The sequence below is a fragment of the Pleionea sp. CnH1-48 genome (genome assembly GCF_024124665.1).
Taxonomy (GTDB): Bacteria; Pseudomonadota; Gammaproteobacteria; order Enterobacterales; family Kangiellaceae; genus JAMXSB01.
Genome location: NZ_JAMXSB010000005.1, coordinates 287,151 through 314,024, shown reverse-complemented (window position 1 = coordinate 314,024; position 26,874 = coordinate 287,151). Strand labels below are relative to the sequence as shown.

At 43.7% G+C, this 26,874-nt stretch carries 25 protein-coding genes; 22 read left to right on the top strand and 3 right to left on the bottom strand.

All coding sequences use genetic code 11. The features are described 5' to 3' along the window. Positions 1–7: 7 nt before the first annotated feature. Complete coding sequence (crp, locus tag NH399_RS10255; protein ID WP_253039949.1) at positions 8–643, bottom strand: cAMP-activated global transcriptional regulator CRP; 636 nt, start codon at positions 641–643, stop codon at positions 8–10. A gap of 137 nt (positions 644–780) precedes the next feature. Here crp and NH399_RS10250 point away from each other — a divergent pair, with 137 nt between their 5' ends. Both NH399_RS10250 and NH399_RS10245 read left to right on the top strand, forming a co-directional pair. Continuing rightward, a complete protein-coding gene (locus NH399_RS10250; protein WP_253039940.1) occupies positions 781–1,173 on the top strand; it encodes an OsmC family protein in 393 nt (130 codons plus the stop codon). 303 nt (positions 1,174–1,476) lie between these two features. Next, the gene (locus tag NH399_RS10245; RefSeq protein WP_253039938.1) at positions 1,477–1,641 is read left to right on the top strand and encodes a hypothetical protein; all 165 of its coding nucleotides are present in this window, start codon (positions 1,477–1,479) and stop codon (positions 1,639–1,641) included. On the opposite strand, the gene coq7 is transcribed toward NH399_RS10245, so the two are convergent. Continuing rightward, a complete protein-coding gene (gene coq7, locus NH399_RS10240; RefSeq protein ID WP_253039936.1) occupies positions 1,638–2,279 on the bottom strand; it encodes a 2-polyprenyl-3-methyl-6-methoxy-1,4-benzoquinone monooxygenase in 642 nt (213 codons plus the stop codon). The genes NH399_RS10245 and coq7 overlap by 4 nt on opposite strands. A 160-nt stretch (positions 2,280–2,439) precedes the next feature. Here coq7 and NH399_RS10235 point away from each other — a divergent pair, with 160 nt between their 5' ends. The 20 genes from NH399_RS10235 to NH399_RS10140 all read left to right on the top strand — a co-directional run bounded on the left by NH399_RS10235 (position 2,440) and on the right by NH399_RS10140 (position 25,436). Next, a complete protein-coding gene (locus NH399_RS10235; RefSeq protein ID WP_253039934.1) occupies positions 2,440–3,927 on the top strand; it encodes an AAA family ATPase in 1,488 nt (495 codons plus the stop codon). Positions 3,928–3,946: 19 nt separating this feature from the next. Then, positions 3,947–4,543 carry a glutathione S-transferase family protein gene (locus NH399_RS10230; RefSeq protein WP_253039932.1) on the top strand — a complete coding sequence of 199 codons (597 nt, stop codon included), beginning with the start codon at positions 3,947–3,949 and terminating at the stop codon, positions 4,541–4,543. A gap of 347 nt (positions 4,544–4,890) precedes the next feature. Next, positions 4,891–5,574 (top strand): RDD family protein, encoded by a 684-nt coding sequence (locus tag NH399_RS10225; RefSeq protein WP_253039930.1) that lies wholly within the window; start codon positions 4,891–4,893, stop codon positions 5,572–5,574. Then, positions 5,571–6,554: a stage II sporulation protein M gene (locus tag NH399_RS10220; protein ID WP_253039929.1), complete on the top strand. Its 984-nt coding sequence runs from the start codon at positions 5,571–5,573 to the stop codon at positions 6,552–6,554. The genes NH399_RS10225 and NH399_RS10220 overlap by 4 nt, the downstream gene beginning before the upstream one ends. Next, positions 6,544–8,112: a hypothetical protein gene (locus NH399_RS10215; RefSeq protein ID WP_253039927.1), complete on the top strand. Its 1,569-nt coding sequence runs from the start codon at positions 6,544–6,546 to the stop codon at positions 8,110–8,112. The genes NH399_RS10220 and NH399_RS10215 overlap by 11 nt, the downstream gene beginning before the upstream one ends. Further along, positions 8,109–9,254: a DUF4350 domain-containing protein gene (locus NH399_RS10210; protein WP_253039926.1), complete on the top strand. Its 1,146-nt coding sequence runs from the start codon at positions 8,109–8,111 to the stop codon at positions 9,252–9,254. The genes NH399_RS10215 and NH399_RS10210 overlap by 4 nt, the downstream gene beginning before the upstream one ends. Further along, positions 9,251–10,237, top strand: a complete 987-nt coding sequence (locus NH399_RS10205) for a MoxR family ATPase (RefSeq protein ID WP_253039924.1) — start codon at positions 9,251–9,253, stop codon at positions 10,235–10,237. The genes NH399_RS10210 and NH399_RS10205 overlap by 4 nt, the downstream gene beginning before the upstream one ends. After that, on the top strand, positions 10,234–11,577 hold the full coding sequence (locus NH399_RS10200; RefSeq protein WP_253039922.1) for a DUF58 domain-containing protein: 1,344 nt from the start codon (positions 10,234–10,236) through the stop codon (positions 11,575–11,577). Before NH399_RS10205 ends, NH399_RS10200 begins: the two co-directional genes overlap by 4 nt. A 35-nt stretch (positions 11,578–11,612) precedes the next feature. Then, on the top strand, positions 11,613–12,497 hold the full coding sequence (gene prmA, locus NH399_RS10195; RefSeq protein WP_253039920.1) for a 50S ribosomal protein L11 methyltransferase: 885 nt from the start codon (positions 11,613–11,615) through the stop codon (positions 12,495–12,497). Positions 12,498–12,514: 17 nt separating this feature from the next. Further along, entirely contained in the window at positions 12,515–14,101 is a 1,587-nt protein-coding gene (locus NH399_RS10190; RefSeq protein WP_253039918.1) for a DUF3426 domain-containing protein, read from the top strand. Between the two features lie 128 nt (positions 14,102–14,229). After that, positions 14,230–15,216, top strand: coding sequence for a tRNA dihydrouridine synthase DusB (gene dusB / locus NH399_RS10185; RefSeq protein WP_253039916.1), 987 nt, complete (start codon positions 14,230–14,232; stop codon positions 15,214–15,216). A gap of 14 nt (positions 15,217–15,230) precedes the next feature. After that, positions 15,231–15,509 carry a DNA-binding transcriptional regulator Fis gene (gene fis, locus NH399_RS10180; RefSeq protein WP_371876073.1) on the top strand — a complete coding sequence of 93 codons (279 nt, stop codon included), beginning with the start codon at positions 15,231–15,233 and terminating at the stop codon, positions 15,507–15,509. 84 nt (positions 15,510–15,593) lie between these two features. After that, entirely contained in the window at positions 15,594–17,165 is a 1,572-nt protein-coding gene (purH, locus tag NH399_RS10175; RefSeq protein ID WP_253039913.1) for a bifunctional phosphoribosylaminoimidazolecarboxamide formyltransferase/IMP cyclohydrolase, read from the top strand. Positions 17,166–17,303: 138 nt separating this feature from the next. Then, positions 17,304–17,861 carry a hypothetical protein gene (locus tag NH399_RS10170; protein WP_253039911.1) on the top strand — a complete coding sequence of 186 codons (558 nt, stop codon included), beginning with the start codon at positions 17,304–17,306 and terminating at the stop codon, positions 17,859–17,861. A gap of 305 nt (positions 17,862–18,166) precedes the next feature. After that, positions 18,167–18,721 (top strand): outer membrane protein, encoded by a 555-nt coding sequence (locus NH399_RS10165; protein ID WP_253039909.1) that lies wholly within the window; start codon positions 18,167–18,169, stop codon positions 18,719–18,721. 160 nt (positions 18,722–18,881) lie between these two features. After that, positions 18,882–20,162, top strand: coding sequence for a phosphoribosylamine--glycine ligase (gene purD, locus NH399_RS10160; RefSeq protein WP_253039907.1), 1,281 nt, complete (start codon positions 18,882–18,884; stop codon positions 20,160–20,162). 53 nt (positions 20,163–20,215) lie between these two features. Beyond that, entirely contained in the window at positions 20,216–22,528 is a 2,313-nt protein-coding gene (locus NH399_RS10155) for a YdbH domain-containing protein (protein ID WP_253039905.1), read from the top strand. Between the two features lie 280 nt (positions 22,529–22,808). Continuing rightward, positions 22,809–23,006, top strand: a complete 198-nt coding sequence (locus NH399_RS10150) for a YnbE family lipoprotein (protein ID WP_253039903.1) — start codon at positions 22,809–22,811, stop codon at positions 23,004–23,006. Between the two features lie 11 nt (positions 23,007–23,017). Beyond that, positions 23,018–23,359 (top strand): YdbL family protein, encoded by a 342-nt coding sequence (locus tag NH399_RS10145; protein ID WP_253039901.1) that lies wholly within the window; start codon positions 23,018–23,020, stop codon positions 23,357–23,359. Between the two features lie 256 nt (positions 23,360–23,615). After that, positions 23,616–25,436, top strand: a complete 1,821-nt coding sequence (locus tag NH399_RS10140; protein ID WP_253039899.1) for a DUF885 family protein — start codon at positions 23,616–23,618, stop codon at positions 25,434–25,436. 72 nt (positions 25,437–25,508) lie between these two features. On the opposite strand, the gene accC is transcribed toward NH399_RS10140, so the two are convergent. Continuing rightward, positions 25,509–26,858: an acetyl-CoA carboxylase biotin carboxylase subunit gene (accC, locus tag NH399_RS10135; RefSeq protein ID WP_253039897.1), complete on the bottom strand. Its 1,350-nt coding sequence runs from the start codon at positions 26,856–26,858 to the stop codon at positions 25,509–25,511. Between the last annotated feature and the right edge of the window lie 16 nt (positions 26,859–26,874).

Here is a 26,874-nt window from a genome sequence, read left to right as displayed (position 1 = left end):
GTGAATCTTAACGAGCCCCAAAAATGACCATGGTTTTGCCTTTTACAGAAATGTGTTGTTGTTCTTCAAGTACTTTTAGCACTCGACCAACCATTTCTCTCGAACATCCAACAATACGGCCTAATTCTTGACGAGTAATTTTAATTTGCATGCCATCTGGATGCGTCATTGCATCTGGCTCTTTGCAAAGTTCCAGTAAAGCCCGAGCAACTCGACCAGTAACATCCATAAAGGCTAAATCACCCACCTTGCGGCTGGTGTTTCTCAAACGGATAGCCATCTGTGCTGATAAGCGCATTAGGATGTCGGGATTTTCTTGAACCAGAGTTTGGAACTTGGAATAGCTGATTTCTGCTATTTCACTTTCTACTTTTGCTTTGACCCAGGCACTACGAATGTCCTGACCATCAAACAAACCCATTTCACCAAAAAAGTCACCCGCATTTAAGTAGGCTAAAACTAATTCTCTACCATCATTGTCTTCAATAACAACGGTGACTGATCCTTCCAAAATAAAATAGAGAGATTCAGATTTATCACCTTGGTAGATAATGGTGCTTTTTGATGGATAACGTCGACGATGACAATGAGAAATAAACCATTCCATCGTTGTATCTTTTGCTATAAACCTTGGCAATGACATGTGACTAATGCCTTTTCGTTAAAATAGTATATTGTCTTACATTTTAGAACACTTTAGCATAAAGTAATACGCCTGGTATAGGTGTAAAAAATTCAATAAGTTGTGAGACTTAGATCACTTAAATCAAGAGGTTTTTCGTGCAAGCTAAAGTAATTTGGGAAAGAGATTTAAATTTTCTGGCCGAGTGTGAAAGCGGCCAAACTACTCGCTTAAGTGGTAATGGAGAGCATCTGTCGCCAATGGAAGCTGTTTTATCGGCTGTGGGTGGATGTTCGTCAATTGATGTGGTCATGATTTTGCAAAAATCCCGACAAGAAATCACAGGATGCGAATGTAATTTGGAAGCTAAACGTGCTGAAAATGATCCTAAAGTTTTCACTAATATTCACGCTCATTATGTGATCTCTGGCAAAGATATTTCTGAACATCATGTTAAGAGAGCCTGTGGGCTGTCGTTAGAGAAGTATTGCTCCGTTGCACTGATGTTAACTGGTAATGTTGATATTACTCATTCGTACGAGATTGTTTAAAACCCCACTACGGCTGCTCCCCTATTTCATGTCTAAATGATAGGAGAGTAGCTCCTGCTCTAGATGACATTTTATGTCTTGACATTTTATGTCGGTCACACTAAACTATCTATCATCAAGCTTGATGCCCAGTTAAGAATCTTGGCAACGCGTTATTTTCTGTCTTTAGGAATCACGCAAAGCCGATTTTCACCGATTAGCTCATTGAAAAAAGAGCGAAATAGAATCAGACGCATTCGTACCTGAGCGCTGTATAGTGCGATAGCTATGAATGCTGATACGACAACAAAAGGGAGTCGGATAGTGGCATTTATTATCGTTTTGTTAGCAACATTATTTCTTGCGCCTAAATGGGGAGCTGCTTTGTTAGCTTTATCTGGCGCTGTTGCTCTGGCGCTGAGAGGGCGCAATCCGTGGCTACTCTCTTATCGTCGCGCCTCTGCAAGCATTAAACGACGGATTGTTTAAATATGGTAGACCGTTTTTGTCATGACTTTGGACATCGCTGACATGGCTGCTTTTATTGGCTGCGGCAAGGCGGCACCGCCTGCTTCAAGTGCAGCGGTAGCATGATGGGCTTCGTCTTCTTTCATGACTTCAAGAATCGCACGGGATTTATGATCGTGCTCTGGTAGCTGAGTTAGATGGCTTTCTAGATGTTTAACAACTTGGCGCTCTGTTTCAACGACAAATCCCAGGCTCCACTGATCACCGGCTAAACCTGCTACGGCACCGATGGTGAATGAGCTGGCATACCATAATGGGTTAAGCAGGCTGGTATGAGTGTTAAGTTCTGTTAGTCGGTCTTTGCACCAGTCCAGGTGATCATTTTCCTCTTTTGCAGAGAGCTCCATTTTTGCTCGAGTTTCTTCATTGCGGGCTGTGATGGCCTGTCCTTGATAAAGCGCTTGAGCGCAAACTTCTCCACAATGATTGATGCGCATTAAGCCTGCTACATGGCGTCTTTCTGCGTCATCTAGCTCTTTTTCATTGGTCACCTTGTGGCTGGGGTTAGAGCGAGGAGTTGTCTGGTAGCCGCCTGCCAGAGTCCTTAAGGCATTGTCGGCGCTAGTAAGCAATGTATCGAGCAAATTATAATGTCGCATAATTGATTCGGTTTTGGTTAAACTTAGATTATTATAAATAAAACCCATCCAGATAAACATACCGCTTTTGAAAGCTGCAGGCGTTAACTGCACATCGTTTGTATGGTAGATGAGTTAGATCGACTCAAAGGCGAGCGAAGCAGTCATTGGAAATTAAAGAATGAGTGGAAAGACAGAGTTAAACGACCTTAAATTACTGGTTCAATCAAGTATCCCAATTATTAATATAGAGACTCACGAAGAAAAACGAGCGATTGACCTGTTATCTAACATCGCGTTTTCCTTTAACAAGCCTTTGATGTCCTGGGATGTCGTTGATGGATTGTCGCGTGTTGATGTTAATCAACCATTGCATGCCCTTGAAGATACTCAGACCCCAGAAGATGTTTTACGGCATATCAAGACGGCGCGTAGACCTTCTATTTACGTTTTATGTGACTTTCATCCTTACCTTCAAGAAGCCCCGCAAATTATCCGTCTGATAAAAGAGATTTCACTCGACACAACCAATGGCCATACCTTGGTGTTTATTTCTCATGAGTTATCTTTGCCAGCAGAAATCAGCCGATTTGCATCCCAGTTTAGTATGGCATTACCGAACAAAGAACAGCTGGAGCAGCTTATTCGCAGTGAAGCCAAAATCTGGTCTCGCAAGCACAATAAGCGGGTGCGCACGGACTCGAATACCCTCGCTCGACTGATCAGTAACTTGCAGGGCTTAACTTACGCAGATGCTCGTCAGTTGATTCAAAACATCATTAGCGATGACGGGGCTATCACCGAAGATGAGCTGCCTGCTGTGAATAAGGCAAAGTTCGAGCTGTTAAATATGGATGGTGTGCTGAGTTTCGAATATGAAACGGCCAAGTTTGCTGAAGTTGGAGGCTTAAAAAACTTAAAGCAGTGGCTTAAGCAGCGAGAGGCTATTTTTCATCGCCGTGAAGAGTTTGAGCTCGATCCGCCAAAAGGACTCATGCTTGTTGGGGTGCAGGGTGGTGGTAAAAGTCTTGCGGCGAAAGCGGTTGCTGGTATGTGGGGAGTTGCCTTATTGCGTTTGGATTTTGGTTCACTGTACAACAAGTATCATGGTGAAACCGAAAAGAATTTACGTGAAGCGCTGACCATGGCGGAGCTAATGGCCCCATGTGTACTATGGTTTGATGAAATTGAAAAAGGAATATCAACCGAGAGCAATGATGGTGGCACATCACAAAGAGTTCTCGGTACCCTGTTAACCTGGATGGCGGAGAACGATAAACCCGTTTTTGTTGTTTCAACCGCAAACGATATCTCTAAACTTCCTCCTGAGTTAATGCGCAAAGGGCGACTGGATGAAATCTTCTTTGTTGATTTGCCTGATACTGATGCTCGCATGGAGATCTTTAAAATTCATTTAGAAAAACGAAAAATGAGCGCCAGTGATTTTTCTTTGCCTGCTTTGGCGCAGAAAACCGATGGCTTTACTGGCTCGGAGATCGAGCAGATAGTTGTTTCGGGGCTCTATTCTAGCTATGGCCAAAAAGTCACTTTGAGTGATAGTATTTTGCTACAGGAAATCGATAAAACTCGTCCTCTTTCTGTTGTTATGGCTGAGCAGTTTGCTCAATTGAAGCAATGGGCACAGGGACGTACTGTGATAGCTAACTAAGCACTTAATTGAGATGACAATGAAACTTTTTTATTCGACGGCTTCACCCTATGCCAGAGCTACTCGTATTATGCTGCGAGAAGCCAGCTTGGACTTTTCTAATATCGAGTACTCGAGTCATCCATTTGATAATGAGCCTGACTTTTTGCAAACTAATCCCTTAGGTAAGGTTCCTTGTTTGCTGTTAGAGTCAGGAGAAAGTCTTTATGACAGTGAGGTGATTTGTCAGTATCTTGACTCTGAACATAACGAAGGAAAGTTGTGGGCCCCTGTTAAGGATAACTGGCAGGCTCGAAAGACCTATTCTTTAGTGTCCGGCTTGCTGGATACCTCAGTTGCTCTGCAACAGGAGAAAATGAGAGCTGCAGAAGCTTTGGAGTCTCTTTTTTGGAAAGAGCGTTTTATTGCTGCTCTCGAACGCGGGGCGAAAGAATTATCCAGATTACTTCCACTTTATGGGGAGATGTGGAGCCTGTTGTCTATTAATAGCTTGTGTCTTTTGGATTATTTGAGCTTTAGACATCCTGAGCTTGACTGGAAGCAGCATTCGCCGCTGCTTGAACATTACAAGCTACACTCGATAAGAGACTCGTTTGAACAAACGGCACCTAAATAAAAAAAGCCCAGTTAAAAAACTGGGCAATATAGGGGTCGAAATATTAGTCAGTTCAACTAGTTTGAAAGCTATCAAATCAATTTGGTTTGCCGACGGATTGCTTTATTAAACAACCTGCATCGTTGGCAATCTTGACCTCGTGTCCTAAGCTTTCCATTGCACCTTACTTTGCTTACTCTGAGTGTCCAAGTTGTAATCATTCGAATTGCGAATCGGTTTGCATTTTTGTTTAATCTATCGCCAATGCCTTCCATCGTCCGTAATCTCAGATAATGAATATAGGCTTTTCATTGAATATGCAGTAAACTGCCCGAGTATCTGATGGATGAAGGAACTAAGGAATTAAGATGTTGGATACAAGCCACACGGTAGAGATACCTGAAGGTATTGAATTGAGCTTGCCAGTAGCCAGCCCTCTTGAGCGCATACTGGCTTATATGATTGATGCGGTTGTTCAGCTGGTCATTCTTATTATTATTGGTAATGTTTTTAGCCTATTTGGCAATTTTGGTGCGGGTATTTTTGCCGTTCTTTATTTTTTGCTTAATTGGTTCTATGCCGTTTTTTTTGAAATGTTTAATGATGGAGCAACACCAGGCAAAAAAGCCATGGGTATTCTGGTGGTTAATGACGATGGCACCCCTGTTTCTTGGGCGGCTTCAATCGTGCGTAACTTATTGAGGTTTGCAGATGCCTTTCCGGGTTTTCACCTGTTTGGGGTCACCTGCATGTTCTTGAACTCCAATTTTAAGCGCCTAGGCGACCTGGCGGCTGGAACCATTGTTATTCATCGTAAGAAAGAAGTTCAAGAAGTTGTGATAAAAGAAGTTAAGGCAGAGGCGCCTGATGTGTCACTGCTTTCTGATGAGCAGAGTGCGATACTCCATTTCGGTGAACGTATTGATACACTCAGCAAAGATCGCTGCAATGAGTTAACGGATATTCTAGCGCCCATGTTAAAAGCGGATTCATCAGAAAAGCGTATGAACAAAGTGCTTGCTATTGCCAATTGGCTTAGAGGTCGACGTTGAGACAAGAAGAATTTGAAAAGCAATACGAGCTGTGCTGGAAAAGAAGCGCTCTGATCATTGAGCTATACGATAAACGTTCAAAACAGGGAGCCTTGGACAATAAACTATTGGATGAATTTCCTGCTTTATATCGTAAGCTATGTCATTCCCTGGCCGTCGCCAAAGAGCGTCAATACAGCCCTTTTTTAGTTGAGCGCCTGGATCGATTGGCGTTGCGAGGACATCAAATCCTTTATCAACGTCGCTGGGGACTTGGCAAAAAAGTGTTGAACTTTGTCTTTCATGGTTTTGCTCGAAAAGTTCAAGACAATGCCAGACTCTTTTGGCTGACGAGCTTTATTTTTTATGGTCCGGCACTGATCATGTTTGCTCTCACAATCGTGAGTCCCGAGCTCATTTACAGTTTGCTGCCACCTTCTGAAGTCGCTTCTTTTGAGGCTATGTATGACCCGTCGTCGGGAGCTATCGGACGAGAGAGAGAATCCGATACCGATGTAAGAATGTTCGGACATTACATCCAGAACAATATTGGGATCGCTTTTCGTACCTTTGCGGCAGGGATCTTTTTTACACTAGGTTCTTTATTTTTTTTGATATTCAATGGTGTCTTTTTTGGCGCGATTTCAGCCCACATCACCAATATTGAATATACCTCTACATTTTTCCCTTTTGTTATTGGGCATGGTTCTGTTGAGCTAACTGCCATTGTTATTGCCGGAATGGCCGGTATTAAGCTCGGTTGGGCGCTCGTTGCTCCAGGTAATTTGACCCGTATGGATGCGCTAAAGTTAGCGGCTAAAGATGCGGTTACTTTGATGTATGGCGCTACCCTGTTTTTAATTCTGGCGGCCTTTATTGAAGCTTTCTGGTCGTCAAGTTCAACGCTGGCTATTTCTACAAAATATACCGTAGGCACATTCTTGTGGATTTTTGTGTACGTTTACTTGTTGTTTCCACGGAGAGCTCGTCATGAAGCTTGAGTCAATGACGGCAAAGGTAAGGCCTCGAAGTGGGTGGGAAGCCTTGGCTTTAGGGTTTCGCATGGCTCATCACCATTGGCGCTCGTTATGGGGCATTTGGTTTGCTGTGACTCTTATTCCTGTATTGCTGCCACTTATATTTTTCCCTGAATATGGCTTTTGGATTATTGTTGGTTTTTGGTGGTTAAAACCTTTGTGGGAGAGACCGCTTCTGCATTTTACCAGCCGGGCTTTGTTTGGAGAGTACCCCTCCATTAAAGATACTTTAAAGTCCTTACCTGGTTATTTTTTTGTGCAATGGTTTCCTACTCTTACGTATCGTCGTCTGGGCTTTACGCGATCGATGGATGCTGCGGTTATTCAATTAGAAGGTTTGAGCGGGCAAAGGCGCAGTCGCCGTATTCAAACTCTTCACATGCAGGCATCGGGTGCGGGCTCCTGGCTTACATTGCTGTTATTCTTTCTTCACTTCGTTGTGTATTTTAATCTTGTGTTAATGGTTATCTGGTTTGTTCCAGAGCACTATCTTGAGTGGTTATTGAAACAACTGGGAAATAAGCTAGCGTTAGAGTCTGATGGTATTTTTACTTTGGTACGAGAGCTGATTTGGACTGACACCGTTATGGCCGTTCAGGTTTCTCAGGTGTTGATACATTATTTAGTGATCAGTTTTATATCGCCATTTTATGTGACTGGAGGCTTCGCTTTATATATCAACCAAAGAACCATTCTTGAAGCCTGGGACATTGAGTTAACTTTTAAGCAACTAAGGCAGCGTATTGACGAAAAGGAAAAGAAGCGAAAGAAAAGTGCCTTGATCGCAAGCTGCTGTTTGGCTCTGGTGTTATCGGTTGGGATTGCGCCAGGTGATAGTTTGGCTGAAGAGCCAGAGGTAGAGAAAGTTTCGATCGAACATGAGCAAGCTAAACAAACCATTGAAGAAATTATTGAGAGTGAGGCTTTTAATAAAACGGTGACAAAGAAAAGGCACTTTTTTGACTTTGATGTAGAAGAAGACAAAGAAATTGCTGACCTGTCGGGATTCTCTGGATTCGGCAAGTCATTGGCCTTTATATTTGAAATACTGCTTTGGTGTGGCGCATTTGGTCTTATCGTATGGTTAATTGTGAAGTTCAGTGAAAGTAAGTATCTTTCTTCCAGTTTTAAAAGAGGGAAAAAGAAAAAAGCGAAGCCAGATGTCTTGTTTGGTCTGGAGATTAATGAGGAATCTCTGCCTGACTCTCCAGCCGATGAAGCATGGACACTTTGGCAGCAGGGCGAATGTCGTGCTGCTATGTCATTACTTTATCGTGCTACTTTATTCCAGTTGATCGAGTCTCACCATTGCGAGTTCGAAGATGGTTATACGGAGTTAGAGTGTGTGCGTATCGTAGACTCTGTTGTCGATAAAAACGTAGCTTCGTTTTTTAGTGAACTCACTCAATCATGGCGAGTATTTGCTTATGCTCATCAGCCGCCTGGGAATTCTTTGATGCAAAGTTTGTGTTTGCGTTGGAACGGTATGTTTCTGACGCCTGAACCTCAGGAGGCATCATGATTGATATTAAGTCAAAAAAAGTTCGCATGCCTGTGGTTGCTGTTGCTTTCTTTGTGCTTCTGTTTGGATTATATAAAACGTTTTATTGGCACTATATTCAAATCGAACACGTTGAGCATAATGAAGGTATGAGCCTGGAAGCGATAAAAAATCCTTTCTTGGCTTCGCAGATGTTTCTGGAGAAAGTTCAATTGCCTGCTGAGCTCGTCAGTGATTTTACTTTCCTTGATACTCCGTTGGATAGTTCGCACACCTATTTATTTACTAACTCACGTAAGGCTCTAAGTGAACGCCGACTCGAAAATCTGAAAAAGTTCGCTCAGTCTGGTGGTCATCTTATTGTTGTGGCAACCGAAATATTTGATGATGCTAATGGCGCAAGTGGAGCGCCTATTCTTGATGAGTTAGGCCTGCGCTTATATGAAAACGAAACTTACGATTATGATGCGGTCTCTGAGTTTACGTTTACTGATGCAGAAAAAAATACGGTAGTAGATTTTCACGGTAAGTACTATCTGGTCGACTCAGAAGGTAGTAGCACTTTTATTGGTGGAAGTGATAATGGTAATCATGTTGTCCAATACGAGTATGGTGATGGACTGGTTACCGTTTTAAGCAGTGCACACTTTCTTAAAAACAGGAATGTTCAAAAAAATGATCATGCTATGTTTTTGTGGCAGCTCACTCACCATACAGACAAACTGTGGGTCGTTTACGATACCAACGTGCGTTCTCTTTTTAGTTTGTTTTGGCAGTATGGTTCTTCAATTATCGTCTCTTTCTTCGCTTTTATGATCCTTCTTATTTGGTATAAACAAATAAAAACGGCTCCCGTTTTCGCCCAGTTCAGTAATGTTAGAAGGCAACTTATGCAACATATCGTGTCCTCTGCTGAGTTTAAGTTACGGCACAATGGGCATTATGGTTTGTTGAAGTCTTTACGTGAAGATGTAACGGTTCGTATTAAGAAGCATGTTAGAGATTTTGAGAATTTACCAAGAAACACAAAAATTGAGTGGTTAGAGCATAAGACCGCATTAAATAGACAACAAATCGAGTTGGCCTTATTTGAAGTAGATAACGATATCATCGGGTTTACTGAACAGGTCAAGCTATTGCAACAGATCAGGAATAAAGTATGAGTGAAGAGCAAGTAAATCAACAGCCTTCTAATCACGAGCTGTCACAAGTGATTCAAAATATTCGTCAACAAGTTAATAGTGTGTTGATTGGTCAAGATGACATCGTAGAGCAAACCTTGGTATGCCTGGTTGCTGCTGGACATTTGTTGTTAGAAGGTGTTCCGGGTATTGGTAAAACGCTTCTTGTGCGATCATTAGCGCGTTGCTTTGGTGGTGATTTTTCTCGTATTCAGTTTACACCTGATCTGATGCCAAGTGATGTGACGGGGCATGCTATCTATGATCCTAAGTCAGAAAAATTCCGTATTCGTAAAGGCCCTGTGTTTACCAATTTGTTGCTAGCGGATGAAATCAATCGAGCGCCAGCTAAAACACAGGCTTCGTTGCTGGAGGTCATGCAAGAGCAACAAATTACTATCGAAGGGCACTCGTATTCATCCACTCCTCCTTTCATGGTGATGGCTACGCAAAATCCACTAGAGCAGGAAGGTACTTACCCTTTGCCGGAAGCTGAGCTGGATCGCTTCTTGATGAAAGTGTTTGTCACCTATCCATCGACTGAAGATGAAGTCACTCTGGTTAAAAATGTGACGACGGGAAAAGTGAACAACGATGCATTGCTTGAGGGACTTACACCGCAAGCGAATCCGGAGCATATCTTGGCCTGCCAACGTGCTGCTGCTAATTTAGATGTCGACGATAGCTTATTTGAGTACGCTGTTCGTCTGGCTGCAGCAACTCGAGAGTGGTCAGGTATTCGTATGGGAGCAAGTCCACGGGCCAGTATCGCGTTAATTCGCTGTGCTCGTGCGCTGGCATTTATTCGTGAGCAGCCCTTTGTTTCTCCTGACGAAGTTAAATCTGTAGCAACCGGTGTTTTGCGTCACCGAATTCAGCTTTCTGCTGAAATGGAGATAGAAGGCATTCAGGCGGATGACGTGATTGCAGATATTCTTAGTCATGTGGAAGCCCCACGCAAATGAGGCCATCCCGAAACCTCTTATTGATCGTCTTTGCATGGCTTATGTGGTCGGCGTTAGCCTTAACTCTTGCCGTTGTTGAGAAAGTAATGGAATGGCCTCACTACAGTGACTGGCTATTACAAGGCTGGAGCATTTTTGGCGTGGCCTTGCTATTCATTGCTTTGGCTGACTTTGTTTTGATGTTGCTGCCAACTGCCGTGCATGCGGAGCGTAGTGTTTCACAAAGCATACCTGTTGATGCCAAAGTGAAGGTCAAACTTAAAGTTGTTAATAGAGAAAAGTATCCGATCCGGGTTTTTGTTAACGATGCTTATCCAGAGCATTGTGACACTGAGGGGGTGCCTGAAAATCAGGTGATTGCAGGCGGTGAGCATTTAGAATTTTCTTATCGGTTACGGGCGTTACGACGTGGAGATGCACACTTTGGTCGTGTCCGTTTGCTGTTGTACTCTCGATTACGATTGTGGCAGCGCCTGCAACGGTCGGGCGAAGAAGAAGTCGTTAAGGTTTACCCTAATTTTGCCACGATACATCATTTTATTCTCTTATCCGCTGATCAGCAGACGGTTCAAATGGGGATCCGTCAGATGCAGCGCCGAGGTGAGGGAATGGACTTTCATCAATTGCGAGAATATCGAATTGGTGACTCTCTTAGACAAATAGACTGGCGCGCGACGTCGCGCTTGCACAAGCTGATTTCGAAAGAATATCAGGAAGAGAAAGATCAAAATGTTGTTTTTTTACTGGACTGTGGACGACGCATGCGTACTCGTGATGGTCAACTCAGTCATTTTGATCATTCGTTAAATGCCATGTTGCTACTGGCCTACATTGCATTAAAGCAGGGTGATGCCGTTGGTATGATGAGCTTTGGTGGACAAGAACGCTGGCTGCCACCCAAAAAAGGAACACAGCATATTAATACCATGCTCAATCAGGCTTATGATCTGCATCCTCATCTGAATGCCTCGGATTTTATTGCCGTTGCGACAGAGCTGAATCGAAAAATCCGTAAGCGCTCCTTAGTGGTACTGGTTTCTAACTTTAGGGATGAAGACATTACTGAGTTACAGCCAGCCATCCGTATGTTGAATAAGCACCATCTGGTACTGCTGGCAAATCTGAGAGAACAGGTGCTGGACGATGTGATGGAGCAGCCGGTTGAGAGTTTGGATGATGCTATTCGTTATGCTGAAACGGTGGATTACTTAAAGCAGCGCAGTCAGCTACGTGAACACTTCTACCGGGAAGGCGTTATTTCGGTTGATTCGGTACCACGCCAATTAGCATCTCACATAGTTAATAGCTATTTTGAAATTAAACGAAGCGGCAAACTCTGATATGCTTGGGCCTTTATGATTATGTAAACGTTATTATGCCTTGGTTACAATTAAGACTGCGTACGACTCAGCCCGATGTTGAAGCAGTGACAGACTACCTTTCGGAGCTAGGGTCGCTCTCTGTGACCTTTGAAGATGCAGAAGATAACCCTATTCTTGAACCTGCACCTGGCGAAACTCCTCTCTGGAATCAACTGAAGGTGACAGCACTATTTGATGCTGAAGTCGACACTAATGAAATCTTGACCGCCATTGCGTCGCACTCTCTTGCTCAGGCGATTGTTTCTCCTCATTTTGAAGCGCTCGAAGATAAAGACTGGGAACGCGCCTGGATGGATAATTTTCATCCGATGCAGTTTGGCGAAAAGGTATGGATTGTACCGAGCTGGAAAGCGGCTCCAGAGCCGAATGCCGTTAACATTATGCTTGATCCCGGTTTGGCATTTGGAACTGGGACACATCCAACCACTTCGTTATGCTTAAAGTGGATGGATAGCTATTCGTTTACCAATAAAACCGTGCTCGATTATGGATGCGGATCTGGTATATTGGCGATTACTGCTGCGAAGCTTGGGGCAAAATCAACCAGTGCTATTGATATTGATCCACAGGCTATCATAGCAACCAAAGACAATATGGCTCGTAACGATTTGCCCGCTGATGCGATTGACGTGGGAATGCCAGATATTGTTAATGAACAAACTTTTGACGTGGTTGTGGCTAACATTCTTGCCGGTCCATTGGCAGAGTTGTCAGAAAGCATTTCTGCACTCGTTAAGTCAGAGGGACAGCTGGTGTTGTCTGGACTGTTAGCTGAGCAAGCCGAAGAAGTATCGAAGGTTTATTCAAAATGGTTTAATATGCAGCCTCCAGTCCAACAGGAAGACTGGGTGCGATTAGAAGGCGTAAAAAAACAATAAAGAAGGGCTCAACGCCGATGTCGGAATACGTTTATACTCGCTGTAAGCACTGCCAGACTGTGTTTAGAGTGACTCAAAAACAGCTTCAGCTGGCTGACGGAAAAGTCCGCTGTGGTGCATGTCTTTCGGTTTTTAAAGCAACCGATTCTCTTGTGCGTCCAAAACAAAAGAAAGCAACTCCACCTCCCACTCCTACAGAAGTACAGTCTTCTGAGAGTACCGATTCTATTGAGCGTCTTATTGATACTTCTCCAGCATTGGAGCCATCCGTTAATGAAGGAGGGCTGCTCACCGCATCTCCAGAAGCGGAGCTGGATATTATGTATTCTCAAGGGACCCAAGAGGCTCACTTTCCTATTGAAAGCTATGGCAAGACTTCGGCGGAAGAAACCAGTGAAGAAGTTGATGAGAGCGCAGATCATGCTATTCATCAAAGTGAGCCTATGCCGGAACCAGAAATGGGTGAAGTAGAATCGATAGAGCAATCTGTTGAGGATATGAGTTTATCTTCGCTGGATGAAGGAGAGCCTGAGTTAGAACCTTCATTGGAAGATATTGAGCGCTTTGTAGAAGACGATAATGCGACTTTTGAGCAACTTGATGAGGGTGTTCAAGAGGAAGTGGCTAGTGAAGACAGTGAGCCAGACAATTTCGCTGATCAGGAACTGGAACTTGAAGGGATAGACGATAGTTTCTCTCTGGCGGATACCGAAGAGACAGTAAGTCCTGTTTCTGATGATGTGAGCTCACTAGAAAATCAGCATGTCGCTGAGCTGCCTAATATATTAGAACCCGAAATGGAAGATGAGGCGGTAGCAGAAGTAGAACGAATGCTGCAAATGGATGCAGAAAGTGGCGTCCCTTATGCGTCATCAACATTGTCTGATTCTTATGAAGAGCCTCAGGATGAATCTGACCAAGTTCGGCACGCCGATGGCACCTATGAGTTAGAGCAAGAAACTTTTTCTGAGCAGGAACTGGTTGAAGATGCACCTCTGCAAAATGAATTTGTCTATGAAGAGGAATCCGTTCAGGCAGACGATCCTTCCGACCCTTCAATGGGGATGCTATCGGATAATTTGCGCAATGAGTCACTCGATCCGGATCCTCTTGATGAATTTGATGAAATGATCGAAGGACGTAGCCATAAACTAAAGTGGGCTATCTTAACGGTTTTGATACTTGGTGGCTTAGGTTTTGGCGGATTTCACCTGTGGACAGAGCGTCAGACGCTGGCTTGGGACGATACCTGGGGAGGTACTGTTCATTCCATGTGCTCATTACTTCCCTGTGAATTAAAACCCAGACGGGATGTCGATAAAATTGAGCTGGTTCAGCGCAGTATTCAACCAGGGCGAGACAATCCCGACATGCTGGAGTTTGATTTGATTCTGCGTAATAACGCCGTCTTCGAACAACCCTTTCCAGTGGTGGAGGTAAAATTTACCGACACCAATGGCAAGGTTATAACACGTGAACAATTCACACCCGACGATTACTTATCCGAAGCCATCGCTATGCCTTCCGGTAAGAAAGCCCATATCTTGATAAAAACGCAAAATCCTCATCCTGGAGTGTTGGGATACGAATTTAAATTTCATTAAGCGTCTGTTTTCATTAAAAACATCAAAAAGAAGTCGAAATCTAATAAAATTTTCGTTTTCAAAGTTTGGCAAAAAGTGTATGATTTGGCGCTTTCTTAACCAGTCCTGGCAGGGTAGTCCGAAGTATTATGAAGATAGGTCCGTACCAACTGGAAAATCAGTTAGTTCTGGCACCTATGGCGGGCGTGACTGATCGTCCTTTCCGTCAGCTTTGTAAAGAGTTGGGAGCAGGCACCGCCGTTTCCGAAATGGTGGCTTCTAATCCAAAACTCCGACATACCCGAAAAAGTCAGCTGCGTTCTGATCATCGTGGTGAGACCGGTTTGCGTTCTGTTCAAATTGCTGGAGCTGATCCGGCAATGATGGCTGAAGCCGCTCGCTACAATGTGCAACAGGGTGCTCAGATTGTTGATATCAATATGGGGTGCCCGGCAAAGAAAGTTTGTAATAAGGCCGCTGGTTCTGCTTTGATGAGAGAACCTAAGCTGGTTGAACAGATATTATTCGCCGTTACTGATTCTGTGTCAGTGCCCGTTACGCTAAAAATTCGTACCGGGTGGGATTCTGACAATAAAAATGGATTAGAGATCGCACAAATAGCAGAACGGGCAGGCATTCAAGCACTGGCTATTCATGGTCGTACCCGAGCATGTGGTTATGGCGGTGAAGCAGAGTATGACGTTATTCGCGACATCAAGCAGAATGTGTCTATTCCTATCATTGCTAATGGCGACATCACCAGCCCAGAAAAAGCACGTTATGTGCTGGATTATACGGGTGTGGATGCGATTATGATTGGGCGTGCAGCACAAGGACGTCCGTGGATTTTTCGAGAAATCGAGCATTTCCTTCGTACCGGACAACGGTTGGATGAACCAAAACTTGATGAGGTAGAAGACATTATGTTGCGGCATATTAGTCAACTGCACTCATTTTATGGGGCGCATCAGGGGACACGCATAGCAAGAAAGCATGTTTCCTGGTACCTGAAGGAGCAGCTCGATAGTTCTGATTTTCGTCGTGCGTTTAACCGCATCGAAGAGGCTGACGAACAATTATCGGCTGCGAAGCAGTACTTTCAACAACAAAGAGCAAAACAGGCAAAAGCAGCATGAGCATTTTAGAAACAATGGAAACCATAGCGACTCAGGAGAATGTTGAACTGTCACCAGTATCTCAACAGCCTACCCTGCGCGAAAGCGTGAACACTGCCATCCAGAACTATTTCTCGCAGTTGGATGGACAGCAGCCTTCTGAATTATATGACATGGTTTTAGCTGAAGTTGAAGCACCATTGCTAGAGCGTGTTATGGAATATACTCGCGGCAATCAAACCAAAGCAGCCATTATTCTTGGGCTAAACCGTGGCACACTTCGCAAGAAGTTGAAAATCTACGGCCTTAACTAAGCTATTCTTTATATCCGGCAAGATTTCTTTTCTTGCCGGCATCATCTATTCTTTTCCTACATCGATTAACCAAGAGGTTTTTCCATGCAAACATTGCGACCTGTCCGTCGTGCGCTGATCAGTGTCTCGGACAAAACAGGTATTATTGAATTTGCACAACAGTTAGCCGCTTTAAACGTTGAGATTCTATCAACTGGTGGAACAGCAAAGTTGCTGGCTGAACATGATATCGACGTAACTGAAGTATCATCATATACAGGCTTCCCTGAGATGATGGACGGACGAATCAAAACACTACATCCAAAAATCCACGGCGCGCTTTTAGGTCGTCGAGGTACTGATAACGAAGTAATGGATGAGCACGGTATCATTGGGATTGATTTACTCGTTGTTAATTTGTATCCCTTCGAACAAACCGTTGCTCGCGATGATTGCACCTTACCTCTGGCAATTGAAAACATCGATATCGGTGGCCCAACCATGTTGCGTGCTGCCGCAAAAAATCACAATGATGTAACCGTAGTCGTTGATCATAATGATTACGCGGATGTGATTTCTGCACTGAAAGAGCACAAAGGCACTGATTACGATTTGCGCTATAAATTAGCGGTTAAAACTTTTGGTCATACTGCAAAATATGATGGTGCTATTTCTAATTACTTAAGTGCTCGTTTAGAGAATAAAGAAGAAGCCAATACTTTCTCAGATACTTACTCTGTTCAATATCAAAAAGTTCAAGATATGCGTTACGGTGAAAATCCGCATCAGCGAGCTGCTTTTTATGTTGAAGAAAGTGCAACTGAAGCATCGGTATCAACAGCAAAGCAACTTCAAGGCAAAGAGTTGTCGTTCAATAATGTTGCTGATACTGACGCTGCATTAGAGTGTGTTAAAAGTTTTGACCAACCAGCTTGCGTTATTGTTAAGCATGCAAACCCTTGTGGTGTTGCTGTTGGAGCGGGTTTGTTAGAAGCCTATGAGCGCGCTTACCAAACCGATCCTACATCAGCTTTTGGTGGCATCATTGCTTTTAACCGAGAACTGGACGAAACAACAGCCAAAGCAATTATTGAGCGCCAGTTTGTCGAAGTAATTATCGCTCCGTCTATTTCTGCTGCTGCTGCCAAGGTTGTTAGCGAAAAGAAAAATGTGCGTTTATTAGAGTGTGGGCAGTGGGCACAACCTGCCGAAGCATTTGATTACAAACGTGTGAACGGCGGTTTGTTAGTTCAAGACAGAGATCTTGGATTAATTACTGAGCAAGATTTAAAAATTGTCACTAAGCGAGTGCCAACGGAAGAAGAAATGCGCGATCTTTTATTCTGTTGGAAAGTCGCAAAGTTTGTTAAGTCTAATGCGATTGTTTATGCGCGTGAAGAGCAAACAATCGGCGTTGGTGCTGGTCAAATGAGCCGAGTGTACTCTGCGAAAATTGCAGGAATTAAAGCCGCTGATGAGAACCTGGAAGTAAAAGGTTCTGTTATGGCCTCCGATGCTTTCTTCCCGTTTCGTGATGGTATTGATGCGGCAGCAGAAGCAGGCGTTAAAGCTGTTATTCAACCTGGTGGGTCTATGCGCGACGAAGAAGTTATTGCCGCTGCAGATGAACATAATTTAGCCATGGTCTTCACAGGAATGCGACACTTCCGTCATTAAGGTTTCATTCATTTTTTCCTTGATAGTATGTACGCAGAACGTAACAAATCTTGTTGATGTTCTGTGTACATCAATAAACTTATCATTTTCTGTCTGTAAACAGGATGAGTTTTAAACTAAACATGAAGGAAAAAACACATGAAAAAATTATTCGCGTTATCTGCAATCGCACTTCTTTCTACTGGCGCTGCTTTAGCTGAGCAACCTTCTTATGATTTCGTTGAATTCGGTTATGCAGAATTGGATGAAGCCGATGGATTTGTATTAAGAGGAAATGCAGAAATCAATGATCACTTTTATTTTAATGGTGGCTATCAAATCCTAAGTCAAGATAGCAACGATCTTGATGAAGTAAAAATCGGTATTGGTTTTAAAATGCCTGTAACATCTAATACTTCATTCTTCGCTCATGTTGATTACCTTGACTGGGAATTCGACAATAATGCCGGTAGCGCTTCTGGTGACGGTTTTGAAATTGGCGCAGGTGTTCGTTCTAACGTTCGTGCTGGTACAGAGCTGTTTGCTGAGTTATCTCGTAAAGATGGTGATATCGAGTCAGTTGATTTAGAAGAAACCTATCTTACTTTAGGGTTACGTCAGAGCTTTAACAAAAACTTCGGTGGCTTTGCTGAATACTTTGTTGGTGAAGGTGATGACAACGATGGTTTCCGCCTCGGTATCCAATACAGTTTCTAAGGTTAAACCTTTGTGGTAGTAAGAAAGGACTCATTTGAGTCCTTTTTTTGTATCTCATTAACCTTTTTTAATTCTCTTTGCAATAGCATTAATTCCCAATATTTACTGGTGAAATAAATATAATCTAATGCCCCGGTGTTTTTCGAAAATCTATCTGACTGTTTGAGTCATCTGGTAGGTCTTAGAACGGATGACCACCGTAACAATTATTATTGCCCCAAGGCGGCATAATTCAGGAGAATTAACTGAAGTCGTTCGACATGGAGCGATGGCAGTTCACTTTATAGGTAAACAAGGGCTAATTCATGAAAAAGATAATAACAGCATCTGTTGTTGCATTACTTTCCAGTGGCGCAGTATTCGCCGAAAATCCAACGTTTGATTTTGTAGAAGCGGGTTATGTTGATTTTGATCAGTTGGATGGTTTCTCTATCCGCGCTAATGCTAGCATCTCTGATAACTTCTTCGTAAACCTGGGCCATGAAGATATCAGCGGCAGCGAAGCAGGCGTAAAAGAAGAGTTGGATTCGACCGTAGTTGGTCTGGGAATCATGGGGCCTATTTCTGATGCAACTTCTATCTTCATGCACATGGACTATGTTGCCTTTGATACAGATAACACTAGCCAAAATGGTTGGGGCTTAGGCGCAGGTATCCGTTCAAACGTTGCCGAAAATATCGAGCTTTACGGTGAAGTTTTCTACAAAGATCTGGATGCCAACCACGAGAATGTTGAGCTGACTGGTGGTGTTCGTTTTAAAGCTTCCGAGCAGTTAGGCGCTTACGTTGAGTGGACTCGTCTGGATCAGGACGATGATGACTCTGACGGCTTCCGCGTTGGTGTTCAGTACAAGTTCTAAGATATATCTTATGTTAAGAAGCTAACAAAGGGTTAGCTTCTTACTTTTTTACTATTTTTCTCTCTTCTTGCCTATAAATGCTGCTAATCGGCTTTATACTCTTTTCTGATCAAGATAAAATTTACCCATTAACATCTGATTGTCTGGAGATCTTCCCTAAATGAACCTTCTCGTTATTGGTGGCGGTGGCCGCGAGCATGCCTTGGCCTGGAAAGCGGCTCAATCTTCTAAAGTAACTAAAGTATTTGTTGCACCTGGTAATGCTGGGACGGAGCTGGAGCCCAAATTGGAGAACGTCAATATTGGCGTGGAAGATATTGACGCTCTTTTGACCTTTGCCAAAGAAAATAGTGTCGAATTAACCATCGTTGGTCCTGAAGCACCTCTTGTTATTGGAGTGGTTGATGCTTTTCAGCAGGCTGGCATGAATATCTTTGGACCAACGAAAGGTGCAGCCCAACTAGAGGGCTCTAAAGCGTTTACTAAAGACTTTTTAGCTCGCCATGACATTCCAACGGCGGCTTATGGCAATTTCACTGACATTGAGCAGGCGAAAAACTATGTTCGAGAGCAGGGAACTCCTATCGTTATCAAAGCAGACGGATTGGCTGCAGGTAAAGGCGTTATTATTGCAGAGACCGAAGAGCAGGCATTTGCAGCTATTGACGACATGCTAGCTGGAAACAAGTTTGGCGATGCGGGTCACCGAGTGGTTATTGAAGAATTTCTGGTCGGCGAAGAAGCCAGCTTTATTGTGATGGTTGATGGAAAAAATGTATTGCCCCTAGCGACATCACAGGACCATAAAGCCCGTGACAATGGTGATACTGGGCCTAATACAGGCGGTATGGGGGCTTATTCTCCTGCTCCTGTTGTGACGCAGGAAATCCATGATCGCATTATGGAACAGGTTATCTGGCCTACGGTAAAAGGTATGGATTCAGAGGGGCATCCCTACACTGGCTTTTTGTACGCTGGTGTCATGATCGATCAGCAAGGCAACATTAAAGTACTAGAGTACAACTGTCGCTTTGGTGATCCTGAAACTCAACCTATTATGATGCGTCTAGAATCTGATTTAGTTGAACTGTGTCAGGCTTCGCTTGCGCAAAAGCTGAATGAAGTAGAGGCCAAATGGGACCCTCGACCTTCACTTGGCGTGGTTATGGCGGCTGGAGGCTATCCTGAGAGCTATAACAAAGGTGATGCGATTTCTGGGTTGGATGCCGAAGAAAATGACTCGAAAGTGTTCCATGCAGGTACCAAGGTTGCCGATGGGCAGGTGGTTACTGCTGGTGGCCGTGTACTTTGTGTTGTCGCCTTAGGTGACTCGGTTACTGAGGCACAGAAAAAAGCCTATGCCCGATTGAACAAAGTTAATTGGGACAATGTCTACTTTAGAACTGACATTGGTCATCGAGCCATTGCTCGCGAGCAATAAACATTAAGGCCACTGATATCAGTGGCCTTTTTTTTGTCCGGAGAGTAACAAGATTGTTTTATAAATGGGCTGTTAGAGTTTTTCTACTATGTCTACTGCTGTGCTCTATTGCTTACCTGTCTTTCCCTGTCTGGGCGAATAGTCTCGTCACTTACTTTTTGCCTAAAGAAGTCTCCTTAGTTAAAGCCAGCTGGAATTTTCCTGGTGTATCGTCAATAAAGGCGAATGATATTGTGCTTCGGATCACGACAGATTCCATGATCGTTGAGGCATCCTTAGAATCATTGACTCTTGATGGACACCGCCGAGAACTTGAACTAAAAAAGTTACAGGCCGATGTTCAGTCCGTTAAATCGAACTCACCGTCTAAGCCTCCTGCGTTACCTTCTCTGGATTTTATGCAGCAGCTGCCACAGTGGTCTATCAATGCTGATGCTATTGATGTGAATTACTCTGGCAGTTTGCCTTCGAAATTGCAGCTCGCTGAACTGAAATTGGAAACCGCTCAAAATCGTTTGATGCTTTCTACCGACTGGAAGGTTGAACAGGAGCAAGGAAAACTTATTCTTGACGCTGCGACGACAAAAAGTCACTTACAGGTGAGTCAGCGTGACGAAATCGTTGCAGAAGTCCAGGTTACCCACTCTTCTACCAGTTCCTGGCTAGCAGAATATCGGTTGACTCTGGACTCGTTGCCCTGGCAGCGATTTGCTCCTCCTGCGCTGTCTATTGGTTCAATGAAAGGGAATTTAAATGGCAAGTTAAACATTAACCAGCAGTTTGATGTTTCTAGCAACCATGAGCTCAAGGCGCTTAATTTAAAAGAGGTGCGTTGGCGTGGTGATTTTGACGTACAGCTAGAGGCTTTGACATTGTCTTCAACTTTTGGGATTCAACGACAAGGCGCTGACTGGACCGTGACAGGGCTAGAGGACGCCGTTGTTAAAGCGCTGGGCGGTAGGTCTTTGCTCCCTCAGCAGGATATTCATTTTCAATTCGAAACACTCACTGTGGCGAATACGCAGCCTTTACAGCTGATAGTTAACCGTTTTCAGCAAGATAACTGGCCCGACTATGCAGTGAAAGCTGAAGTTGAGCAGGGGAGTGTTAAACGCGGGCCGCAACAGGCGCAATTTCAGCAATGGAACGGGATATTCTCTAATCTAGACGCCTGTTCTAAGTGTGTAGTTTTTGAGCAGTCTTTACGGCAGTTGGAGCATCCTCAGGCAGTAGTAGATACTTTGACAGCCAAAGGGCGCTATCAGTTGTCTGAGTCGTTACTTGAGGCGGATATTGTGGCACTTAACGCACAGAGACGTGCTGGCATGGGAGAGCTACAGCCTGTTAACTTCAATGGCAATCTTCGTTCGAATACTCAGCGTCTTGACGTGGATGGCATGCTTACCAGCGCTTTATTTGAACCTGCTCCGATTCAGTTTTGGTATGTCTTTGAGAGCCAAAAAAGTTTACTCACCCTGCCAAAAATGGAAAGCAAGATAGATGCATTAAGGCCGGTGGTTGCCCCGTTCTTGGCCGATTTTGATGCGCTCAATATTATTTCGGGTAATATTTTTTCCAAGTTAGATTATCAATTGCAAAATCAAAATGCTAAAGGAGAAGTGAAGGCTAACTCCTTCGCTATGTCTTATGAGCAACTGGGAGCAGAAGGGATTGAACTGGATGCCACTTTTTCTATGCAACAAGAAAATCTAAAGGCATCTGGGCACGGCAAAGTCGCATCACTCAGTTTGCCTATGGAATCTAACTTAAGTGATACCTCTTTTGATTTTAATTTATTAAGCAAAGATAGCGGCAGTGTTAAGAATTTTTCCAGTCACTGGTTTGATAGCCATATTTCGTTTGCAGAGATGAAATTCGATTCCCCACAATCGATTCAACGAACTCTGGTTCAAATAAAACGTATGGACTTGATCCATTTGTTTAACATGATCAATGTAGAAGGTCTCAGTGGGCGTGGACTGATTGATTTAGAGATCCCTGTGGGTGTGGAGCAAGGCAAAGGTTATGTGGCTGATGGTGTGTTCGAGGCGCAGGGAAAAGGCGCGATTGCTTACGTTAATCCTGCTGCTAAGGCTTTAGGGCAACAAAATATTGCTTTTCAAGCACTGGAGAATTTTGAATACGAACACTTTTCGGGGACTATCAATTATAGTACCGAGGGTGACTATGTGATTGAAATTAAACTTGTTGGAAGAAATCCCCAAGTGATGGATGGATACCCCATTAGTTTTAATTTGAACATTAATGGCCAGCTACCCGCCTTGTTTAAGTCAGTATTTCTAACGGGAGATATGAGCGAAAACATCATGGAGCAAATCAAGCACTCTTCAAATAGCCAAAACTGAACAGACCTGTCTAAAATAGTATTAGGAAGTGTCTGGTATTTGCTACACTATACCCTTCGTCTTTCGAGATGCAGCGGTGTTGGCTGCGCGCACTCACCCCAATCACTTAGTTCATCTAAGCTCAGGGGGGCGTTTGCTGGCCGCCTACCTGCACCTTGAAATACTTTGGGTATATTAAGACAGCACCTCAAAACAAAAGCTATGGCAACGGAGTTTGAGTTCAGCCGAAGTTCAGTCTGGCGTTGTAGACTAAGAGAAAATGAATTAAAGGAGAGAGTGTGTGAAGTATAACGATATTCCAAGTTCTTTGGCTGTGATACCGCTCGCTCTGGTATTAGCAGCTTGTAATCCAACGGTGCGCGTAGAGGCACCAGACAAGCCCATTGAGATTAATTTAACGGTTAACATTAAGCATGAGATTAAAGTAAAGGTCGAAAAAGAGGCCGAAGAAATGTTAGCTGACGAAGAGCTTTTTTAGAGGATTAAGTTATGGATATACGAAAGCTTATTAAAAACGCGGTGTTCCTGTTATTAATTGTATTTATCAGTATTCAGGCAACCTGGGCTGCTGATTTAAAATCGGCTAAAGCACAAGGCTACATTGGTGAAAAACCCGATGGCTATATTGGCTTGGTAAAAAGTGACGCACCGAGTGATGTCGTAGCGCTAGTGAAGTCTACGAATCAGAAGCGCAAAGCCAAGTATCAAGGCATTGCCGCTAAACAGAAAATATCCATTGGCGAAGTGGGTAAGATTGTTGGCAAAAAGTTTATCAGTAAAACAGCGTCTGGTAATTACGTCATGCAGAATGGCCGCTGGGTCAAAAAATAACACAAGGTCGCTATCTGCGGCCTTTTTTCTCTTATTCTGCGGTTCATAAATTTTGTAATACTCTTTTTCTTTTCTATCTCATCTTCTCGCAGTACATTGTTACCCATCTATACCTGTCGCCTTTCAAGGTGCAGTGGTGTTGGCTGCGCGCACTCACCCCAATCACTTAGTCTATCTAAGCTCAGGGGACTCGCTTACTGGCCGCCTACCTGCACCTTGAAATTCTTTGGGTATATAAACTAGATTGGGTACTCTAATGATAAAAAAAATAATCCTGTGGTCCTTGCTGGCTCTCATATTACTTGTGGTTGGTGGTATCTGGCATACATTGAACTTTAAGCCAGTGACGATTGAGTTGTTTTATAACCGCATTGTCTACGAGATGGTAAAAGACAGTCCAGAGACTCTATCCAGTTTGAGAGTGTTGGAGAGTGTGGGTATAAAAGGTCATCAAGACAAGCTAGACAATGCCAGCCCAGAGAAAACAGCAGAGTTGTTTGAGCAAATAAAGGAATACAAAGCCATACTGTCGAGTTATTCAGAAGAGGGGATGACAGAAGATGAGAAGCTATCCAAAGATATTTTGATGTACCTGCTTGATATCGGTGTCGAAGCGGAGGCATTTCAACTTCACACCTATCCTCTCAATCAGCTATTTGGCGCCCAATCTAATTTTCCTTCATTTATGGATGCACAGCATCAAGTAGAAGAACTTCGTGACGCAGAAGATTATGTAAAGCGAATGGCTGCGGTTAAAACCAAGTTTTCACAGATTTTGGCAGGACTAAAGCTGCGGGAACAGGCACAAATCATTCCACCTCGTTTTGTTATAGAACGAGTGCTTACTGAGATGAAAGATTTTATAAAACAGCCAGCGACAGAGAATATTTTATATACGTCGTTAAAAAAGAAAATGGAAGCCATCGATAAGGGACAAGAGCTAACACTGGAGGAGAGGTCTGTTCTTGCAAGTGCAGCAGAAACCATTGAGCAAGATGTTTACCCGGCTTATCAATTGTTTATTGACTACTTCGGCTCACTGGCCGATAAAGCCAGTGACGACGATGGGTTCTGGAAGCTGCCGCAGGGAGATAAAGCCTATCAATTAGCCTTAAAGCTATTTACGACAACGGATTACAGCCCGGACTATATCCACAATCTGGGATTGTCGGAGGTGGCCAGAATCCAACAAGAAATACTGGCTATTCTTGCTGCTGAAGGCCGCGATGTGAGCGGTGGATTTACTAAAGCTATGGCTGATTTGTCTGCAGAGTCAAGGTTTTACTATCCCGATACTCAAGAAGGGCGCGAGCAGATCCTTAAGGATTATCAATCGATGATTGACGAAATCAGTGCGGGTTTAGACGGTGCTTTTAGAGTTAGGCCTGAAGCCCCTGTTGAAGTATTGCGGATACCTGAATTTAAAGAGAAAACGGCTCCGGGTGCTTACTATCAGAGAGCATCAATTGATGGCCAGCGCCCAGGACGCTTTTATGCCAATCTTTACGACATCAAAGCAACCCCCAAATACGGTATGAGAACCTTGGCCTATCATGAAGCAACGCCTGGGCATCATTTTCAGCAGTCGATTCAACAGGAATTACAGGGTGTTCCTATTTTCAGAAAGTTTGCCCCTTTTACAGCTTACTCCGAGGGATGGGCCCTTTATGCCGAGCGATTGGCCTGGGAATTAGGTTTCCAAGAAAATCCTTACGACAATATTGGACGCTTGCAGGCAGAGTTGTTCCGTTCTGTACGCTTAGTGGTGGATACCGGGATTCATGCTAAGCGTTGGACTCGTGAACAGGCGATAGACTATATGCTCAATAATACTGGAATGGCCAAGAGCGATGTGGTGTCAGAGATTGAGCGCTATATTGTTATGCCGGGGCAGGCTACGTCTTATAAAGTTGGAATGATCAAAATATTGGAGTTACGAGAGAAAGCGAAACAAGCACTTGGTGAACAATTTGATTTACGCGACTTTCATGATCAAGTATTAAAAAATGGAGCAGTTCCGTTAGATATATTAGAACGAATTATTGATCGTTATATTGAGGCAAAACGTAAAGAGTGACGATTAAACGGAAAGGAATATAAAAAGCAACACTCACCTATGATTTAGTGAGTGTTGCTTAAAGGCATTTATCTATTCTTTTGGCTTAAGCAAATTGTTTTCTAAATAGTGAATATTAGTGCCGCCTTTATGGAAGTTATCGTCTGCAATAATTTTTTGTTGCAGAGGGATATTGGTTTTGATGCCATCAATAACCAGTTCTTCCAAAGCCATTTGCATTCGCGCCATGGCGACTTCACGAGTCTCACCATAAGTAATCAATTTTCCGATCATTGAGTCGTAGAATGGTGGAACTTTGTAGCTTGCGTAAATATGAGAGTCCCAACGAACACCTGGGCCACCTGGAGCATGATAAGTGGTAATGGTTCCCGGTGATGGGATAAACGAGTTTGGATCTTCTGCATTGATACGGCATTCAATCGAGTGGCCTTTAAGCTTGATATCATCCTGCTTAAAAGACAAAGGCTGGCCTTCGGCAACGCGAAGCTGCTCTTTGATAATATCAACGCCTGTGACAAGCTCTGTTACAGGATGCTCAACCTGAACGCGCGTATTCATCTCGATGAAATAGAATTCACCTTTCTCATATAAGAACTCAAAAGTACCAGCGCCTCGATAACCAAGCTCTTTACAAGCTTGTACACAACGCTCGCCGATAAAGCGGCGCATTTCGTCGGTAATGCCTGGAGCGGGAGCTTCCTCGATAACTTTTTGGTGACGACGCTGCATAGAGCAATCGCGCTCGCCAAGATAAATGGCATTGCCGTGGTTATCGGCGAGGACTTGAATCTCGACATGGCGTGGTGTTTCTAAAAACTTTTCCATGTAAACCATGTCATTACCAAAAGCGGCTTTGGCTTCGGCTTTAGTCAATGCGATAGACTCTAACAAATCTTCTTCTTTGCGCACGACTCGCATACCACGACCGCCACCACCACCAGATGCTTTAATGATGATAGGGTAAGCAATGCGCTTGGCAATCGCTAAGTTTTCTTTTTCGTTGTCACCTAGTGGACCATCAGAACCTGGTACACAAGGTACGCCTGCTTTTTTCATCGCTGAAATAGCAGATACTTTGTCACCCATCAGGCGAATGGTATCGGCCTTGGGTCCAATAAAGGTATAACCAGAACGTTCTACTTGTTCTGCAAAGTCAGCATTCTCAGCCAAAAATCCGTAGCCGGGATGAATAGCCACTGCATCAGTGACTTCGGCAGCCGAAATAATAGCTGGGATATTAAGGTAGCTCTCCAGTGGAGATGGAGGGCCAATACAAACAGACTCGTCGGCTAGTTTTACATGCATTAAATTTTCATCAGCCGTTGAATGTACAGCAACCGTTTTAATGCCAAGCTCGCGACAGGCCCGCAATATTCTAAGCGCGATTTCTCCGCGATTAGCGATAACTACTTTCTCTAACATGAGACACCCATTACAC